Genomic DNA, 18275 nt, shown 5'->3' on the forward strand with positions numbered 1-18275 from the left:
TATAAAAAATGATGACTTATCGCTGAAAAACTGCTGACAGCGTAGTAAACCGGTTATTTTAATCTTTTTTGCAATACTTTGCTGAGCGAGTTGGTTGTTTTTGGTTATTTAAGGTGATTTGGTTTTTTGAAAGGACAAACTAAAAACCCCTGACACGTGGTCAGGGGTTTTTATTCTATAAATAAGAAAGATTGATTAGAAAATTTGGACCGTAGTTGTTTTTGAGGTTGGTGCTGGGGTTGCGACAGACAACTTAATACTGTCACCAGTAGCACATCCAGCCGTTGATACCGTATAACGTACTTCTCCACTACCATCAAAGTAATTCTGATTAGCAGCACTATCTACTCTGCTGAGGTTAACAAGGTTTGGTACTGTAATATTACCACTAGCAATCTCAGGCTCACAAGTAGCACCGTTATCAGTATTATCTTTAACTGTCAGACTCAAAGCCGTTCCGGATGGCATAGAAACAGTTCTCACGCTATTGCCATACATCTCGAAAGAGACAAACCCAGACACCTGACTATAATTATAGAAAGTTGGTGTATCGTTCGCGAAACCCATAATGACTTGCTTGCGTAGTACTGTCGGCAATAAATTATCACATTGGGTAGCATCAGTACCATTGTCTACTATTAAGTTCGGTAAATTAGGTTGTGACAACGTCGCTGCTGCACAAGTCGCTTGGTCACCACCTTCCTGTTCACCTCTTTTATAGACAAACTCACCTGGCGTATACTTCAAATCCTCATTATCGTCGCGGAAAAAATTACCAATATTATCTAATAGTTCGTCAATACCAACAGTATAGACGTTATCACCATTTAAGTCTGAATATGCTTTGTCGCCCTCTACATAAGCAATGACACTAACACGACCATTGGCAGGTCTAGGGTTTTGCGATGTGAAAGTTACTGAGCAATTACCGCTAACTGTGGCACAATTTGGCGTTACAGTCCCGCCTTCTGCTACAAAACTTACTACAGTGCCATCAGGAACGAAGTTACCTTGACGGTCAGTCAAATAAGCCGATATATTTGTAGAGTCAATAGCATTATCAACCAAAACATTTTTGCCTATTGCTAATGTCACGCCATTCTGTGTAGGGCGGCCTGTTGCAACAGATATATTCTTCGCCAAGGCAAAAGTATCAGCATTTGATTTCAAAGAAGCCTTAATTTCCACAGGGCCTGGAATATTTCCAGGATATAGATTTACTGTGACTTTCCCTAAAGAATCACTTTTTAGAGTTTTCGAGGCTCGATTGCCTTGCGAGACGAAATTAAAGTCACTTGGTGATTTAATTAAATCCAGAGTAACTTCTTGGTTCGCTGCAGGCACACCATTAGCATAAATAGTAAAATCTATCTGGCTAGATGAAGATGATCCGCTATTTTTTGCACCCAATACAACAGAGTTAGTCGTTGTATAGACAATAGAACTCGCTTCGATGGCTTTAATATTTACATCAATACTTTGTGAAGAAGATGTGTCGTTTGCCGTGACTGCAGTAATGGTTTGGGTACCTTCGCACAAATTACCATTACTATCAATAGCGCTATAAGTTGAGCTCACATTGCCTTGATTTGAAGAGCTGATGCTAGCGTTCTCAAATGAACCACAAGTAGATGATAAATTAACAGTCACGTCATTCTGAAATTGATCAGTTACTGTGTCTTTGGTTTGCAGGGTAACGATTGTAGATCCACCAGACTCTAAAGTGTCTTCACCCGTCGAAAAATTCACCAGCGTAATATCAACCGCTTGCAATGAGTAGTTATAACTAGCAGTGGTTGCACTCACATCGTCATATGTTGCTGTCGCAGATAAGCTATAACTACCAGTATCAGTAGAAGATAATGGTACGACAGACGTTGTTGCTACGCCGTCAGCATTAGTCAATACTGCTCCATTGGATGTGCCAAACTGTACACCATCGCCGCTAAATGTCACTAAAGCACCACTTACCCCATTACCCTCAGAGTCAGTAACAACTACTCTAGCCGTAACACCTGACATAGAAATTACTCTAGTCAGATTAGCATTTGCGTCTAATAGAGATACCGTACTAACATTTAAAACGTCTCCAATATCACCACTACCTACACCTCCATCATCAGTACCTATCGTAACACCCAAATCAGGCGCTGGCGCAATCGTATCAGTGCCATCACCGCCGCCACAACCCACTAAGGCCAACGATAATGTGAGCGCTGTTAACTGAAATAGCTTGGAAGTAGGCAATGATGTATATGACATGTTTTGACTCCGCATGAGCAGTAATTTATCTGAGCAAATAAGCAAAAAATCATTACCCAGAATCAGAAGATATTGGTAATGATACATAGATTTACAGTAATACTGATGTATTAATAGATTGTATTAAATATATAACAGCAACTTTACTGACTTTTGTTATAACTTACAACTAAAAATTAATCTTTACTATTAAACAATCAACAACATAGAGCGCTCATTTCAGGGTATAATAGCCCTCCTTTAATTCGACAGTTATTGTAAAAATATTTGAGTATTCATCTGTTTTATGGTATAAATGTCGGCTTTAAAATTTTCTGAATTGGTCAGCCTGTTATTTGCCTTTAGATAGCAGCAAAACCAGCTCAACCTTCATATAGTTTTGTTTGGTGCAAAGCTGCCGCTTGCTGTGTCCATGCCGCAAAAACGTGCAACTTGCCCAGACTGGTATGAGAAAAACTCATACCTCATAGATTAGGAGTTCGCCATGTCTCGAGTTTGCCAAGTGACTGGAAAGCGCCCTATGGTGGGTAATAATGTTTCGCATGCAAACAACAAAACCCGTCGTCGCTTTCTACCAAACCTTCACAACCATCGTTTTTGGGTAGAGTCTGAAAACCGCTTTGTACGTCTACGTGTGTCTACCAAAGGTATGCGCATCATTGACAAACTTGGTATCGATAAAGTGTTAGCGGATCTACGCGCACAAGGTCAAAAAGTTTAAGTTAAAAATAGCAGCTGAGTGATGACTCTCATCATTTAGGCTGCTGTTTTGCTACATTAATTGTGGCAACTTACTCTTTGAGACACGTACCTATCGTTTGAAGACCCCTCATTTACAGGAAAGCTATCATGAGAGATAAAATTAAATTAGTATCAACAGCTGGTACTGGGTATTACTACACCACTACTAAAAACAAGCGCACTATGCCTGGCAAAATGGAAATCAAAAAGTTTGATCCAAAAGTACGCCAGCATGTGATCTTTAAAGAAGCTAAAATCAAGTAACTACCACCATTTGTAGAAGGCATTTTTATAAATACTTTCTATAAAGGAGTTATTTGAACAAGAAAAGGGTTTATCAATTGATAAACCCTTTTTTATGGCTGTAGTTTCATGTTGCTAAGCTATATCTTCAGTTATTCGCCTTAACTAGTGCTCAAAAATAACCAAAGCTTAGCTGTAGTGTGTTGGTTCTTTATCATATACATGCGCATGCCATTTACTCATCTGCTTTTGCATAATGACCTGAATCGCAGCATGAATCATGTGTTGACCAATGGCTTGAGTGTCACTACCAAGTAGCTCTTTTAGCTTGTCTGAAAAATCAATAGTCATCAGCGGCGCTTCATCTTGTTCAGCATCACGCAACAACAATCTACCATCATCTGCTTCCACCAACTCTAACGTGGTTTCTTTGGCAAATCCTGCAAATTGATCGCTACTCTCGTTATCTACTTCTATATCATTATCGATATCGTATGGCATTAATGTGTTCCTTATTATCCCGTTTAGTACTGGTAGAGAAACTAGTCATTGCAAAGCAGTCATTTCTTAAAAATAAACTCATTCGGCAAATCTATCGTCTTACAGTAACGCGGGTAAATCTGTCTTACTCATACAATGGACGCTTTAACATTGAAATTCAAGGGCTGTCACATAAGTCTTCGCTATAAAAGCAAACTTGAATGCCATGTCATTTGTATATATTAGTGCCAATAACGTAACTTTCCTAATGTAAATAAGAAGGCCACAAACATTCCAAGGTAATAAACCAGCTTTAGCTCAAGGCTAGGATCACGATACTTAAATGGCAGTGCAACGGTGGCCGTCGCAGTAGGCAATATCAGCAGCATAAGCAGCCAATTTTCAATGACATTTAGCCAACCTTGTAAATCGGTTCCGTGACGTAGTGACGCCAACCCCATTAATAAACAAGCGATAATTAAGCTGGTAAATAAGCCATTTGGTAAGTCTTTAGGATAGATAATTTTAGCAATACTGGCTGGTACGATTCTCATATAAAATTCCAGTCATGCTTGTAGGACATGGCTTAATGATTAAAAATATAAAATATTACGACACTATATAGGCGCGAATAAGCAATATAGGTGCGAGTAAACGATACAGGCGCGAAAAAGCATTCTATTTACAGCAATATAACTTAACTATAAGTACCCATCAGCCATAGCATCGATACACAAGAGGTCAAATAGCCCAAACTAATGGCATTCCAAGTTTCAATATGCAGGCCTTTGACTTTATTGAGTATGCGAGAGCCTACCCAAAAAAACAGCGGAATGCCTAGCATAAATGCAGGTACAATGACTGCAGCGTGACGCAGCACTGTTTCGACGTCATCACCTACCATCAGGCGAAAACCATAACCTGCCAAACTAAGTACAAGTGCAAACATCGCTAAGCCAATGGTAATACCTTTCGGTACCAAACTGCGCTGCGGTGTTTCACTTGCAAGTGATTGCTTAGCCTGCTGATTCAACGTCTCATGAGAACTTGCTTGCACAGAAGGTTCTTTTGAACTGCTAGAATTATTTGTGTCCATATTTCACCTTTACGTGACTGACCGTTATATAAAGTTGGTTCAATTTAAAAGAGATACAAGGCAACTGAGTGCAGATGTATACGTGATACTTCAGGCGCGGTTAACGCTGTAGCTCTTTTATAGAGGATTAACTATATAGTCATAAGTTATACAGCACATTCTAATATTATTATGGCATGGCTAATAGCGTTTATTAACCATACAACACTCGCTAGCTGTTGTTGGCTAATAGCAACTCTGCGCGCATCTCATCAATAGCGGCTTTATAGTCTTCTTGATTAAAAATCGCAGAACCCGCAACAAACATATCAGCGCCCGCTTCAGCAATCGCACGTATATTACTGGCTTTGATACCGCCATCAACTTCCAATCGAATATCTCGACCACTAGTAATAATACGCTGACGTACCTGACGGACTTTGTCTAACGTACTATCGATAAACGACTGTCCGCCGTAGCCTGGGTTTACACTCATTAATAAAATCTGATCTACTTTATCCATGACATAATCAAGATAATGTAATGGTGTCGCTGGATTCAATACCAAGCCACACTCTGCACCACCATCTTTGATAAGTTGAAGCGAGCGATCGATATGAGCGCTGGCTTCAGGATGGAAGGTAATGATACTAGCACCCGCTTCCAAGAACTGCTCAATCATACTATCGACAGGTGAAACCATCAGATGTACATCAATTGGCGCTTCAACACCATAGTCACGCAATGCCTTACAAATCATGCTACCAAACGTCAAATTGGGTACGTAATGGTTATCCATTACATCAAAATGAATCACATCGGCACCCGACTCTAGTACCTTCTCCACTTCTTCGCCCAACCGCGCGAAATCAGCTGAGAGTATCGATGGTGCAATAAGATAAGGTTTAGCAGGACTGTTCATAATTGAGCTACCTAATTCATGTTTATATAAGATATTGATAAATTAAAAAGAAAATTCCAAGCGGCTCATATATGCTGCAAGCCTGTTATACACTGATGTTAAATACTTAATGGTTTAGCGCTGCTTATATTGGGTTTTGCAATAAGCACGGCCAACTTCGAAAGAGCGCTTTGCCTCATGTTTGGTGGCGCGATTGCTTACTCTCTGACGCCATAAGCGAAAAGATGACGGCTTTAACTCTTGGCGCATGAGTTTGATAACTCCAGTCTCATCGAGACCGTAGCTATGCTCTATGGCACCAAATGGTGTTCTATCTTCCCACGCCATCTCTATCACACGAGATATTTGCACATCATCAAGTACTCTATCGCCAGCATCGTTGATGGTTTTTGCAATCAACTCGTCTGACTTAACTTGAGACACTTCATCATTATAATCAATGTTACGTTGTTTGTTTTGTAGAGCAGCATCCATATCAGCTTGCATAGTCGCTTTTGTAGAGCTCGTATCTGCTGACTTATTCTTTGGATTAGAAGCGGTCAAATCTTGATAACTTGCCATAAAAATCACCTGTTGAGCATGAATGGAATATCGAAAAATGTATCACGGTCATCTGCAGGACATCTTAGCTCATTTGAGCCATATGCCAATGATGTTCGATATGATCATTAATTACCGTTTGGATAAAATAATAGCTGTGGTCATGCCCCGCTTGATAGCGTAATGTTAAGGGCTGTTTGGCTTTTGCACAAGCGTCTTGTAGTTTAGAGGTCTGTAGCTGACCTTCTGCTAAGAAGTTATCAGCTGCACCTTGATCAACCAAAATGCTCGAATACTGCTGGCCAACCTTTTCAATCATTTGTGAGGCATCGGCTTGCGCCCATAGAGACTTATCATCACCGAAATACTCTGTGTAGGCAGCTTGCCCCCATGCAGACTCACTTGCCGCACATACTGGCGATAAAGCCGATACGCTGACAAACTTACTTGGGAACTTGAACCCTAGCAATAACGCGCCATGACCACCCATTGAGTGTCCTGTGACACCGATGCTGTGAATAGGGAACTCTGAACGCAATAGGTCATATAGCTCATCGACGATGTAGCTTTGCATGTTGAAGTTGTCTGACCACGGCGCTTGGGTCGCGTCAACATAATAGCTTGCACCTTGACCGACAAAATAGCGATCGTCATTTGGTACATCGCTGTCTTCACTACTTCTAGGCGAAGTATCAGGTGCGATAAGTATCATACCAAGCTCGCTACATTTTTGCTGAAAATGCGCCTTATGGGTGACATTATCAGCATTACACGTCAAACCTGATAGGTACAATATCGCAGGACAACGTCGTCCAGCCAAGGCTTCATCAGGTAGATAAATACTAAACGTCATAGAGGTTTTGGTAGATGTCGACTCGTGACTATAATAATGCTGCTCACCATTAAAACAGCGATTCACGCTTTTTTGAGTAAGCTGTTTATTGGTAGATAAACTATGACTATAGGAATTTTGCATGAGTGATATCCTTTTATTCAAAATAGAACCAATGACGATATTTTTTAATAAATGCTAAATCATATTTTGTATTTATTCAGTGGCTATCTCTACTTCGTCTACCGACAGATTAGTAGCGCTGTCAGGTAAAATATTAACCGTTGTAGAAGCTGCATTATTTGTAATACTAGCAACTGATGGGCGCGCCTTATCAAACAATACTTGCTCAAACGCAGGCAATGCCGTCTCCATTAAGCTACCAATGACCATTTGCGGCTCTGATGGCTCAAAGCCCATTGCGCTCTCACGCTCATTGACCCGTATACTGGCATCCTTAAAAGCCGACTCAAAACTGGTATTCCCTCGTAGGCTTTCAGCAAAAAACGCTTGGCCAAAATAGGTCATCTCAGCTGTGTTGGTGCAGCCAAACGATGCTTTGTCAGCAGCTGATGCAGTAATCACTACCGTGGTTGGCGATGCCAATTCGTCAATAAACGAACCTGAGTAGCAGGCAGACACCACGATCACACGCCAGCGGATACCAGATGCGTCTAGCGCCTCACGCAACCAGGTGGCATCTAAATTATCCATCGCAAGCGGCGGATTTGCCAACTGGACGATATCCTGATTACCATGTGAAGACAACGTCAGGAACAACACATCTTCATCAGCATTCATCTGCTGACCGATTTTCTTTAGGCCGCGCAAAATGCTGGTCTTAGTAGCGATTGGTTCATCTAGCCAGCTATAAGTGTTATTAATCAGCGATAGTGAATGCCCGCTAGTACCGAAGCGTACATCAAACAACTCGCGCACTTTATTAATCTCAGAGCGAAAGACGTTTTGATCAGAAAACCCTGCAACTCCCATAAAGTACCAGTCAGTTTTGCCATCGATACTCGGGTCTATACTATCCAATGCTTGCTGTAATAGGCGTGGCTGCTGATATAGTGCCGCCTCTTCTAATACAGGCTCTACGGGTATTTGCTTAAAGATTGGCTGATCAGCGACATTACGCTGCCAGATGGTCAGCAACGCCACCGCGCCAATCAATACAATGATTCGCTCCCACCATGGTATACGCAGACGGCGGGAGAAAATCCACAATAAAGCTAGCGTTTGCCATAAGAACAATACTAAAAACAATACTGGTAAGAACGAATAACTCCAATTTGGCAACCAACCATAGCTACCAAAAAACTGCACCAAGCTCTGCAATAGGGCTGATAATGTATCAGCAACCAACCATAATACTACTGGTACAAATACCAATGCTTGATTGCTCGCTCGCCGAGCCAAAATAATACCACCAAGCAAAATAATCATCGGCCAGATCAAATAACTGACCAATCCTTGCTCATTAAATATGCTGCCACTTTCAGCAGCTAACCATGAAAATAAGACATTACTACCAAGCGCCAATAGTGCAAATACGGCAAACTGTACAAAAGTAGGTTTAACCCAAGAAAAAGCCCGTGTTGAGCCCACTAGCATCCACAAGGTTGCAATAATATTGGCAGCGAAATTGAGCGAAAAACGCTGAAGCGAGACGGTTTTTAACGACGTAAGTGACAAAGACTTAGACCTCTAGCCAGTCGAGAAAAATAAAATGACTCAATGATAATTATCTTAATGTAACAGCCGCGCGGTGCAATCAGTTGACGATTTTTTGTACAGCATGCAGACATCGATTTATATTGAATTCACGATGGAGTGATTATAGAAGATGACTAGCACTGCCTAATATTTTAGCTCGCTAATCTATCGCGATTGTAACGGATTGTCGGTTAAGAGGATAAGGCTGATTTGTAAAATTCACTCAAATTCGGCCAAAAATTCAAATAAAAAAGGAGGCCTCTTATATAAAGCCTCCTTTTTTTACTCATTACTAAACATTATCTCATCAATAGCTCATTGACGCGTTTTAGGTAAGCGGCTGGATCGTCTAGCTGACCACCATCTGCCAATAACGCTTGATCAAAAATGACTTGCGCCAGATCATCGAATTGCTCACTGCTCTCAAGCTTCTTAATGAGTGGATGATCAGGATTTACTTCTAGCGTTGGCTTACTTGCTGGTACGTCCTGACCCATTTGTTGTAGCATCTGAATCATTTGTGGTGATAACTCACCTTCACCTACAACCAAACAAGCTGGACTATCGACTAAACGAGTAGACACTTTGACGTCTTTAGCACGCTCGCCCAACGCAGCTTTTAGTTTATCAACTACTGGCTTTAGCGTTTCTTGTGCTTTCTCTGCTTCCGCTTTTTCTGCTTCATCTTGCAAGTCGCCTAAATCTACGGCGCCTTTGGCGATGTTTTGCAGCGGTGTCTCATCGAATGAGGTCAAGAAGTTCATTGCCCATTCATCAACACGGCTAGTCATCAAGATAACTTCGATGCCTTTTTTCTTAAATAACTCAAGTTGCGGGCTGTTTTTCGCAGCGGCTAGGTTATCAGCGGTGAGGTAGTAGATGGCTTTTTGGCCATCTTTCATACGACCTTTATAATCTTCGAAGCTTGTTACCAGACCGTCTTGGGTGCTAGTTGCATAACGTAATAGCTTAGCAATACGTTCTTGATTGCCTGCGTCTTCGCCTAGACCTTCTTTGATGACATCACCAAACTCTGCATAGAATTGGGCAAATTTCTCTTGCTTGTCACTGTCTTCGCTATTCGCAAGGCTTGCGAGTAAGGTCAAAATACGGCGAGCGTTACCATCACGAATAGATTTTACATCACGTGACTCTTGTAGTAGCTCACGGCTCACGTTCAATGGTAAGTCTGCTGAATCGATCACACCTTTCACAAAACGCAAATACATCGGTAGCAATTGCTCAGCTTCGTCCATGATAAAGACGCGCTTTACATAAAGCTTTAGACCATGCTGCTGCTCACGAGTGTATAGATCAACTGGCGCTTTTTTAGGAATATATAGTAGCTGTGTATACTGTACGCGACCCTCTACACGGTTATGCGTCCAAGTAAGCGGCGCATCCATGTCATAAGAGATATTCTTATAAAAATCGACATACTCATCGTCTTCAATTTCAGAGCTTGAGCGCGTCCATAGTGCACTGGCTTTGTTGATTGTTTCCCACTCATCAGTGAGTACCATCTGGCCACCAGCAGGCGTGTCGTCGTTCTCGTCTTCTTTTACATCTTCTTGCCAGATCTCTTTACGCATCTGAATCGGCAAACTGATATGGTCAGAGTATTTATTAACCAAGCGCTTGATTTTGCTACGATCCAAGTAGTTATCTTCGCCTTCGCTATATTCTTCTTTTAGATGCAAAGTAATCGCCGTACCGCGCGTGTCTTTGGTAATAGGTTCAACAGTAAAGCTACCGGTACCATCTGATACCCAGCACACGCCTTTATCCGCAGGCTCGCCCGCTTTACGTGATTCAACACTGATGGTATCAGCCACAATAAAACCTGAGTAAAAACCAACACCGAACTGACCAATCAATTGACCGTCTTGTTTCTGTGATTCAGACAGTTTGTCTAAAAACGCCTTGGTGCCTGATTTAGCAATCGTACCTAAGTTTTCGATTGCATCGGCTTCGTTCATACCAATACCATTGTCGGTAAAGGTAATAGTTTTGGCTGCTTCATCGACGGCGATGCGGATTTTTAATTCGCCATCATCTTCATAAAGGCTATCATCATTTGTGCCTTCAAAGCGCAACTTATCACAAGCATCTGACGCATTAGATACCAACTCGCGGACAAAAATATCAGCGTTAGAATATAGTGAATGCGTTACCAAATGCAGTAACTGCGCCACTTCCGCTTCAAACGTATGTTTTTTTAATTCTGGATTCAGACCTTCAGCTTGAGTTGCTTCACTCATAAAAACTCCTTTAAATTCTATGAAAGACCTATTATCAGATAACGATACACTCACTAAAGCCGCTCTCATAATGTTAGAGAACTTGCCGTATGTAATACCGTTAAACTGTCTATACTAATAGGGGCATTGAGAAAAAATTCAAGCTCAAAATCTTTATTCCATAAAAAACACCGCGCTGGTTTATCAAGGCGGTGTTCTGGTATCAGTTATTTACTTACTCGGTTATTTACTTGCTTCGTCATTTAATTGCTCAGTTGTTTTCTGATATAACAATCAACGCGCAAACAACAGCAACTATTCTGAATATGCTTCTATCAATATATCCCAGAGAGTCGTCAGCTTTTTTGAAAATTGAGTATGGGTTTTCATAGTAACCTCTATGTCGATTAACATCGGCTTGTTAGTAATATTATCTTTTTAGTAATATTGTCTTGTTAGCTACTATTAAAACCATTTCTCTATTATTTGTATAATTAATTGATTACAACGTATTATTTTATTTTACAAAACTATAAGCTGACTGACTCTTAGCCTTTTAACGTGGCATCGGACGAATAGTAAGGATTTGCTCACTACGACCAAAAGGCCCATGTACATCGTGCAGTACCGCACTGGTCAATCCGATACCATCATCGCCATATTGTTGTACAGCCTCGATACCGAGCCAACGACCTTCTGGCGAGCGATGCATATGGATTTGCAAATCAGTATTGGGAAACATCCATTCTAACTTAGATAAACCAAGACCCAATCTTGGTACAACACCATTGGCAGTATCGACCATACCTAATAGATGCACCAAGTCATCAGTCGGCTCGCCTTCTACCATGTCTAGATCATTGGTAATCCATACCATACCGTGACCAGATCGACGGTCTTCTGTCGCTACTAGACGTACGCTTTCGATAAAGCCGCCCGGCCAGCCTTTCATGCCTTCCCAAACTGGCAACTCTTCAGGTTTGTATTCTGCTGGTTGATCTTCAAGTCCAGCAATCTCACTGGTATCTTGAGTAATCAGTCGCCATGCTCTTGCAATGATAGCATCGCGGCCACGGCTACTCATGACCGCTTCGACCAGCTCAATAGTCTTGCCCGGTCGGATACAGCGCGTAGTAATAGTAAAATCGTCAAGCGGTATTAACCCCAAGATATCGAGGCTCATACGTGCGATACGGGTATTAGGTTGTGGCGCAAAGCTATTAATCTCGGCTGTTAATAGGCCTGTTGCTGGTGCCATGTGCTGCTCATGCTCATTCCAAGCACCTTGAGCATGCTTGGTTGGCTGATAATGCGCCACACTAACACCGTCTTCTTGTAGTTCTCGTTTGATAAATTTGTAATAAGCAGTCATAGCTATCCTATATTTGGCACTTTCATCTGTATTTTTTATTTAGGCTTGTACTTTCTATTTATGGATAAGCTCTTGTTTTCTTAGCGTGAGAATACGGCGAGCTTTTTGTAAGAAAAATAGTAAACAGATCATGACTACTGCGAGCATCGCATAGAAAAAGCTTTTTTCTGCCATAAACTTCATGATATTCATAAACAATACAAAAACTACTGCTGCCATCACTATCATATTGAGCTTTAGTTGCTTGTTGACTTCAGCGAGCGTGGCCTCTGCCAATACAAATCTGGCTTTTGGTTCTTTCATGCGACCTTATCCATATCAATGATGGTTCATACAAATATAAATACAAACACGAATATTAGTTACTTACCAACCTGAGTAACAGGTATCCGCAATGCTTTCGGCAGACTAAACGTCACATTTTCTTCAATACCAGATAGTTCACTAGGTAGATCGCCACCCCAGTCTTGCAGCTGTTGCAATACTTCTTGGATCAACACTTCGGGCGCGGATGCACCAGCGGTCACGCCTATACTCTGCACACCATCTAACCAACCCTTGTCCATCTCACTGGCATTATCGATTAAATACGCTCGGCAATTCATACGCTCAGCCAGCTCACGCAAGCGATTAGAGTTTGATGAGTTTGGTGAACCGACTACCAAAACCACTTCACAGCGACTGGCCAAATCTTTTACCGCATCTTGGCGGTTTTGAGTAGCATAGCAAATGTCGTCTTTGCGAGGGCCTTGGATACTAGGAAATTTTTCACGCAGCGCATCGATGACGCGCGCAGTATCATCCATCGACAAAGTTGTCTGAGTCACAAATGCCAAGCGTTCGGCGTCTTGTACAGTTAATGCAGCCACATCACCTTCATCTTCGACCAAATGAATCTGTCCACCATGGCGACGATTAAAGCGTCCCATAGTGCCTTCGACTTCCGGATGTCCTGCATGTCCTATTAACACTGCATCCATTCCATCTTGCGCAAATTTTGCCACTTCGATATGTACTTTAGTCACTAACGGACATGTTGCATCAAACACTGTCAAATCTCGGCGCTCAGCCTCATCTTCAACCGCTTTGGAGACCCCATGAGCAGAGAAAATAACGATGGAGCCGTCTGGCACTTCGTGAAGCTCTTCAACGAATACCGCACCACGATTGGCCAAGTCTGACACCACAAACTTATTATGCACAACTTCATGACGGACATAAATGGGCGGCTCAAAACGCGTCAATGCTTCATTAACAATCGCAATTGCACGGTCCACACCAGCACAAAATCCACGGGGATTGGCAAGATAAATTTGCATAAAAAGGCCTATCATTGGATAATTTATAGTTAAAACGTATTTTTGAATTTTTTATTCAAAAGTTGGGGCGAAATCAATGCTCTACTTTAGCATAATTTGCTTTTATCGCTCTCTAAAATAGCTGTCTACTCATAGCAATATTTTGTAGGCAAACCTCAGCATACTTACGACATATTGCAAAACCAGCTTTAACTTGTATAAAAGCAGTTTATAATAATGCATCTATTATAATTTCTATCGCCATACATGATGGCGTTTGTTATTTTTTCCAGTCTTTGTTTTTGACTGAGGCACTGCTTAACTTTTTATCAACACGCATTTATTACGATAAATTTTACGAGTTACCAAGACACCTTCTATTAGGATAAATTGTATGACAGGTTCATTATTCATTGTTACTGCCGCTTCAGGTACTGGCAAGACCTCACTGGTCAAGCAGTTGCTTGCGACCACCAACGACTTGACTGTCAGCGTCTCACATACGACTCGCGCACCACGCCCGGGCGAGATTGATGGTCAGCACTATCATTTCACAGATACCGATAGTTTTACCAATGGTATCAATGCAGGTCTATTTCTAGAGCATGCTGAAGTATTTGGTAACTATTATGGCACATCAGAAGAAAGTGTACGTACCCAGCTAGCGGCGGGTATTGACGTTATTTTGGAGATTGACTGGCAAGGCGCAACGCAAATTAGAAATATCTTTCCCGATGCCATTATGGTTTTTATTCTACCACCTAGCATTGCGACATTACGTCAACGTCTCTCAACCCGCGCGCAGGATTCTGTAGAAGTTATAGAGCGCCGTCTAGCTGGCGCGGTCACCGAAATGGCACAATATGTGAATGCTGACTATGTAGTGATCAATGATAATTTTGATGTAGCCTTAGCTGAGCTAAAAGCCATTATCGTGGCCGACAGGCAGACACTTAGTCGTCAGCAGCAGCGCTATCATCGCACGATTAGCAACTTGCTAAACACTCAAGTAGAAGAGTAAACTACGCACAAGTCGCTAATCTCGTAAGTAGCTATAAAAAGCAACTACGCGACTTGGCAAAAAATGCTATAATATTTAGCTATCCCCCTTTATATTTTTGATATTATTTTTATTGAGTGGCGGGCAAGGTCCGTTACTAATAAAAACAACCGAGGTAGCTATTTATGGCACGAGTGACGATTGAAGATTGTTTGGATAATGTTGATAATCGCTTTGAGCTAATTTTGGTCGCAAGCAAACGCGCCCGTCAATTGGCCAAAGGTATTGCCGAGCCGTTGGTTGACGTTGATAACGACAAGCCTACAGTATTGGCATTACGTGAAATTGCCGCTGGCAAAATCACACGCGACATTCTAAATCAGCCAGAGCATAATTTTGCTACTAGCTCATTAGATTTAGCATTGTCAGGCGACCACAGCTTCTAATAGGCTGTTTTGATAAGATGTATTTTATAGAGCCAATCGTGTTTTTATAAAATAAATACACATCTTGATCAACTATAGAGACCACAGCATAGGCTGTGGTTTTTTGGTTGTAATAATAATGTATTGGCTATTTTGGTTACCATTTATCCCCAAAATAGACCACTGAGTGAAATTTTTTCATCGCCCACACGCTTATCAGTTGACATTGAAAGCGATTTGCGATTAATTAGAGAATGGCGTACTCATCCTTAAGTTTTGTATGGTAGGTCATTATTTAGCCTCCATTTGCTTCGGTAAGTGGCCCAACAAGTAGGTCATGGAAAATAGGATCATCATTTTATGAGTCAAACCCTACCCAAACTCAGTCATCACCTCGTCGATGATGCTCAATATAATTTACTACGTTCGGTAGGTTATCTCACTGCTGCTGAGCGCCGTGATATTGTTGATGCTTGTGAGTTCGGAGATATTGCGCACATTAAAGACAAACGCAAATCAGGGGAACCTTATATCACGCATCCAATCGCTGTCGCTGAGATACTAGCGGGCTTTCGCTTAGATCGAGATACCATCATTGCAGCAATCCTGCATGATACGGTCGAAGACACCGAGGTCAGTGATGAGCAAATCAAGCAGCGTTATGGTGAAATTGTATCAAGACTGGTCGATGGTGTGACCAAGCTAAAGTCATCTTCACATAACAAGCAGCAAAATAAAGCGGCCACCTTTCATAAAATTCTAACCGCTACCCTCGCTGACCCGCGTGTACTCATTATCAAGCTTGCTGACCGTCTACATAATATGTCTACGCTTGACGCGGTACGCCCTGAAAAACAGCGTACTACAGCTCAAGAAACCTTGGATTTTTATGTGCCATTTGCCCGATTAATGGGTCTGAATGATATTGCTGACTATATCGAAGTATTGTGTTATCGCAATTTAGACTCTGATATGTACAATAAGCTGTCTGATAAACTGCTACAGCATGGGCTTGGACGAAACTTTCAAAGAGAGTCCATTCATCGTTATTTGAGTATCGTACTAAATAACTTGGATCTCAATGGTCTGGTCAAAGTCTTAGACAATCGCGTGGTCATATATCGTCAGTTTTTCCGCAATCGCGGTGAGATTAATGCGCTACTGCGTCACTATGCATTTGAGATCGTCCTCGACAATATCGAAGCATGCGACAAACTGGCCTATTACTTAATCAAAAAATATCAGATTGATGATACCCATATTGCGGATAATATTCGTCGTCCGCTACCAGGCGGTAACCAGTCCCTCACCCTCATCTATGAGCGTGACAATGATGTGGTAAAAGTCACTATATTGACCAAGCAAATGCAGAGCGCTGCAAGACTTGGTGTCATCGGGGCAGAGCACGCGTCTGATGTTAGTCAGTCGGTTATCCAAGCATCATTACGCAACATGAAAGATTTGGTTGATGAAGACAATCTGAATGAAAACAGTCCTGATTTTTCAGCAGCAGTCTCTACCATCAATGAGCTGATGGATTATCTGCACTCTAGTAAGATCATTTGCTACAGTCCTCAAGGGCGTGCTTACGAGCTTCCGCAAGGTGCAACCGCGCTAGATTTTGCCTACGCAGTCGGGCCTATGATTGGTAACGTTGCCGTTGGTGCAAATATAGATGGTAAAGCTGCAAAGCTCGGCACCGTAGTAAAAAACGGACAGTCCGTTGAGATAGAAGTGAATAGCCACTCAGAACCAAAAGCTGAGTGGTTAGGGTTTGTAGTGACTAACAAAGCCCGTGAAGAGATTTTACGTTGGTTCAAAGATTTGTCTGTCGCTGACAAACAACACCATGGCAGACAAGCATTAGATCGTGCACTCCGAACGCATCAGAAAAGTTTTGATGACTTAACAGACGCTGATTGGAAAGACCTGACTGAATGGCGCGGTCTGACAGAAAAAGATGCGTTATTTGAACAAATAAGCTCAGGTACGCTACTTCCTCAGCTAGTAGTGACACGTTTGTTTAGCGACGAGCTAAGCGACCTACAGGCAAAAGTACATAGCGATGACATGACTCAACCGCAACAGCTGATTGCAAATGCTGCTGGCGTCGAGCTTGATTTTGCCAATTGTTGTCATCCAATATATGGCGACCCTATCGTAGGGCATTTATCGCGTCATGGTTTGGTCGTTCATCGTCATAAATGCTTCTCACTGGATGATATCCGTAAGGACAATCCTTATCAGGTCATCCAATTACGTTGGCGCAATGACAATGCAGTCAAACAAGGCGACATCGGCGAGCATGACTTAAAAAACAGTGGCAAGATTCGTTTTCCTGCTTATTTAAAGCTCTCTATTGCGCTTAGTGACGAGCAAATCAGTGAAGTTATCTATCACTTACGCCAGCTCAACATGGGTGTGGAAACCGTTGATGTTCGCAATACTGACACAATCATTCATATCGTGGTACGTAGTCGCAACCACTTAGCACAGGGTATCCGTGAACTACGCTCGCTGCTAGGTTTCCCTAACATTATACGGTTATATCAATTATAATAAGCACATTTGCATCACTGCTATAGTCGTGATGCAAATAGCTAAAATAGAACTGCTATTCTAGTAGCAATGAATCACTCACATAAAATATAAAAGGGACACCCCATGACTCGTCAAACCATCCAAACTGATAAAGCACCTGCAGCGGTCGGCACTTATTCACAAGCTGTAAAAGTCGGCAATACTGTCTATATCTCAGGTCAGCTTGGTTTCGATCCTGACACGATGGAGCTAAGAGAAGGTTTTAAAGCACAGGCTGAGCAAGTATTTGAAAACATCAAAGCTATCTGTGAAGCCGCTGGTGGTAGTCTAAATGACGTAGTCAAATTCAATGTATCTTTGACTGACTTGAGTGATTTTGCTGTCTTGAACGAAGTGTTTGTCGCCAATCTAAGCGAGCCATATCCTGCCCGTGCTGCCGTCCAAGTAGCTGCTCTACCTAAAGGTGGTGTGGTAGAAATTGAGTCTATTCTTTATATCGAATAAGACAATATTGAATGCTTAGTATTAAGTGCTAATTTTAGCAACAGCCTATAAGTCATATCACCATAAGCTTAGCATCATGCT

The 18275-nt window shown here is 41.8% G+C and carries 18 protein-coding genes; 6 read left to right on the top strand and 12 right to left on the bottom strand.

The features are described from left to right. Positions 1-195: 195 nt before the first annotated feature. Positions 196-2262, bottom strand: coding sequence for an Ig-like domain-containing protein (locus tag ACQKC9_RS09945; RefSeq protein ID WP_427621653.1), 2067 nt, complete (start codon positions 2260-2262; stop codon positions 196-198). A gap of 484 nt (positions 2263-2746) precedes the next feature. On the opposite strand from ACQKC9_RS09945, the gene rpmB reads away from it, so the two are divergent. Both rpmB and rpmG read left to right on the top strand, forming a co-directional pair. Next, positions 2747-2983 (top strand): 50S ribosomal protein L28, encoded by a 237-nt coding sequence (gene rpmB, locus ACQKC9_RS09950; protein ID WP_057761372.1) that lies wholly within the window; start codon positions 2747-2749, stop codon positions 2981-2983. 128 nt (positions 2984-3111) lie between these two features. Then, positions 3112-3267, top strand: coding sequence for a 50S ribosomal protein L33 (gene rpmG, locus ACQKC9_RS09955; RefSeq protein WP_010201403.1), 156 nt, complete (start codon positions 3112-3114; stop codon positions 3265-3267). Between the two features lie 168 nt (positions 3268-3435). Here the strand turns inward: rpmG and ACQKC9_RS09960 are convergent, their stop codons facing one another. From ACQKC9_RS09960 to ispH, 11 genes are all read right to left on the bottom strand, one after another. Beyond that, positions 3436-3747, bottom strand: coding sequence for a hypothetical protein (locus ACQKC9_RS09960; protein ID WP_101205798.1), 312 nt, complete (start codon positions 3745-3747; stop codon positions 3436-3438). Between the two features lie 221 nt (positions 3748-3968). Further along, positions 3969-4280 (bottom strand): hypothetical protein, encoded by a 312-nt coding sequence (locus ACQKC9_RS09965; RefSeq protein ID WP_057761376.1) that lies wholly within the window; start codon positions 4278-4280, stop codon positions 3969-3971. A 143-nt stretch (positions 4281-4423) separates the two neighbouring features. Then, positions 4424-4822: a hypothetical protein gene (locus tag ACQKC9_RS09970; RefSeq protein ID WP_427621654.1), complete on the bottom strand. Its 399-nt coding sequence runs from the start codon at positions 4820-4822 to the stop codon at positions 4424-4426. A gap of 211 nt (positions 4823-5033) precedes the next feature. Beyond that, positions 5034-5723 (bottom strand): ribulose-phosphate 3-epimerase, encoded by a 690-nt coding sequence (rpe, locus tag ACQKC9_RS09975; RefSeq protein ID WP_057761380.1) that lies wholly within the window; start codon positions 5721-5723, stop codon positions 5034-5036. Between the two features lie 114 nt (positions 5724-5837). Continuing rightward, positions 5838-6107, bottom strand: coding sequence for a TIGR03643 family protein (locus ACQKC9_RS09980; protein ID WP_427621820.1), 270 nt, complete (start codon positions 6105-6107; stop codon positions 5838-5840). 241 nt (positions 6108-6348) lie between these two features. Further along, positions 6349-7239, bottom strand: a complete 891-nt coding sequence (gene fghA, locus ACQKC9_RS09985; RefSeq protein ID WP_057761382.1) for an S-formylglutathione hydrolase — start codon at positions 7237-7239, stop codon at positions 6349-6351. A 72-nt stretch (positions 7240-7311) separates the two neighbouring features. Further along, a complete protein-coding gene (locus tag ACQKC9_RS09990) occupies positions 7312-8793 on the bottom strand; it encodes a C13 family peptidase (RefSeq protein WP_427621655.1) in 1482 nt (493 codons plus the stop codon). A gap of 320 nt (positions 8794-9113) precedes the next feature. Continuing rightward, a complete protein-coding gene (gene htpG / locus ACQKC9_RS09995) occupies positions 9114-11075 on the bottom strand; it encodes a molecular chaperone HtpG (protein ID WP_427621656.1) in 1962 nt (653 codons plus the stop codon). Between the two features lie 535 nt (positions 11076-11610). Next, complete coding sequence (locus ACQKC9_RS10000) at positions 11611-12426, bottom strand: thioesterase family protein (RefSeq protein WP_427621657.1); 816 nt, start codon at positions 12424-12426, stop codon at positions 11611-11613. Positions 12427-12480: 54 nt separating this feature from the next. Beyond that, positions 12481-12729 (bottom strand): hypothetical protein, encoded by a 249-nt coding sequence (locus ACQKC9_RS10005; protein WP_290176364.1) that lies wholly within the window; start codon positions 12727-12729, stop codon positions 12481-12483. Between the two features lie 59 nt (positions 12730-12788). After that, positions 12789-13745 carry a 4-hydroxy-3-methylbut-2-enyl diphosphate reductase gene (ispH, locus tag ACQKC9_RS10010; protein ID WP_427621658.1) on the bottom strand — a complete coding sequence of 319 codons (957 nt, stop codon included), beginning with the start codon at positions 13743-13745 and terminating at the stop codon, positions 12789-12791. Positions 13746-14118: 373 nt separating this feature from the next. Here ispH and gmk point away from each other — a divergent pair, with 373 nt between their 5' ends. The 4 genes from gmk to ACQKC9_RS10030 all read left to right on the top strand — a co-directional run bounded on the left by gmk (position 14119) and on the right by ACQKC9_RS10030 (position 18194). Then, positions 14119-14745, top strand: coding sequence for a guanylate kinase (gene gmk / locus ACQKC9_RS10015; protein ID WP_290176363.1), 627 nt, complete (start codon positions 14119-14121; stop codon positions 14743-14745). A 164-nt stretch (positions 14746-14909) separates the two neighbouring features. Then, the gene (gene rpoZ, locus ACQKC9_RS10020; protein WP_057761396.1) at positions 14910-15170 is read left to right on the top strand and encodes a DNA-directed RNA polymerase subunit omega; all 261 of its coding nucleotides are present in this window, start codon (positions 14910-14912) and stop codon (positions 15168-15170) included. 339 nt (positions 15171-15509) lie between these two features. Further along, positions 15510-17708: a RelA/SpoT family protein gene (locus tag ACQKC9_RS10025; protein WP_057761397.1), complete on the top strand. Its 2199-nt coding sequence runs from the start codon at positions 15510-15512 to the stop codon at positions 17706-17708. Between the two features lie 105 nt (positions 17709-17813). Next, on the top strand, positions 17814-18194 hold the full coding sequence (locus tag ACQKC9_RS10030; protein WP_057761400.1) for a RidA family protein: 381 nt from the start codon (positions 17814-17816) through the stop codon (positions 18192-18194). Positions 18195-18275: the final 81 nt, after the last annotated feature.

Source organism: Psychrobacter sp. NPDC078409, from assembly GCF_050268505.1.
In the GTDB taxonomy this organism is placed as follows: Bacteria; Pseudomonadota; Gammaproteobacteria; order Pseudomonadales; family Moraxellaceae; genus Psychrobacter.

Excerpts from the sequence above, each read along its gene's own strand:
- ACQKC9_RS10000 (WP_427621657.1), bottom strand. The coding sequence starts at position 12,426 with ATGACTGCTTATTACAAATTTATCAAACGAGAACTACAAGAAGACGGT.
- rpmG (WP_010201403.1), top strand. The coding sequence starts at position 3,112 with ATGAGAGATAAAATTAAATTAGTATCAACAGCTGGTACTGGGTATTAC.
- ACQKC9_RS09960 (WP_101205798.1), bottom strand. The coding sequence starts at position 3,747 with ATGCCATACGATATCGATAATGATATAGAAGTAGATAACGAGAGTAGC.
- ACQKC9_RS10005 (WP_290176364.1), bottom strand. The coding sequence starts at position 12,729 with ATGAAAGAACCAAAAGCCAGATTTGTATTGGCAGAGGCCACGCTCGCT.
- ACQKC9_RS10030 (WP_057761400.1), top strand. The coding sequence starts at position 17,814 with ATGACTCGTCAAACCATCCAAACTGATAAAGCACCTGCAGCGGTCGGC.
- rpe (WP_057761380.1), bottom strand. The coding sequence starts at position 5,723 with ATGAACAGTCCTGCTAAACCTTATCTTATTGCACCATCGATACTCTCA.
- rpmB (WP_057761372.1), top strand. The coding sequence starts at position 2,747 with ATGTCTCGAGTTTGCCAAGTGACTGGAAAGCGCCCTATGGTGGGTAAT.
- fghA (WP_057761382.1), bottom strand. The coding sequence starts at position 7,239 with ATGCAAAATTCCTATAGTCATAGTTTATCTACCAATAAACAGCTTACT.
- rpoZ (WP_057761396.1), top strand. The coding sequence starts at position 14,910 with ATGGCACGAGTGACGATTGAAGATTGTTTGGATAATGTTGATAATCGC.
- ACQKC9_RS09965 (WP_057761376.1), bottom strand. The coding sequence starts at position 4,280 with ATGAGAATCGTACCAGCCAGTATTGCTAAAATTATCTATCCTAAAGAC.
- gmk (WP_290176363.1), top strand. The coding sequence starts at position 14,119 with ATGACAGGTTCATTATTCATTGTTACTGCCGCTTCAGGTACTGGCAAG.
- ACQKC9_RS09945 (WP_427621653.1), bottom strand. The coding sequence starts at position 2,262 with ATGTCATATACATCATTGCCTACTTCCAAGCTATTTCAGTTAACAGCG.
- ACQKC9_RS10025 (WP_057761397.1), top strand. The coding sequence starts at position 15,510 with ATGAGTCAAACCCTACCCAAACTCAGTCATCACCTCGTCGATGATGCT.
- ACQKC9_RS09970 (WP_427621654.1), bottom strand. The coding sequence starts at position 4,822 with ATGGACACAAATAATTCTAGCAGTTCAAAAGAACCTTCTGTGCAAGCA.
- htpG (WP_427621656.1), bottom strand. The coding sequence starts at position 11,075 with ATGAGTGAAGCAACTCAAGCTGAAGGTCTGAATCCAGAATTAAAAAAA.
- ispH (WP_427621658.1), bottom strand. The coding sequence starts at position 13,745 with ATGCAAATTTATCTTGCCAATCCCCGTGGATTTTGTGCTGGTGTGGAC.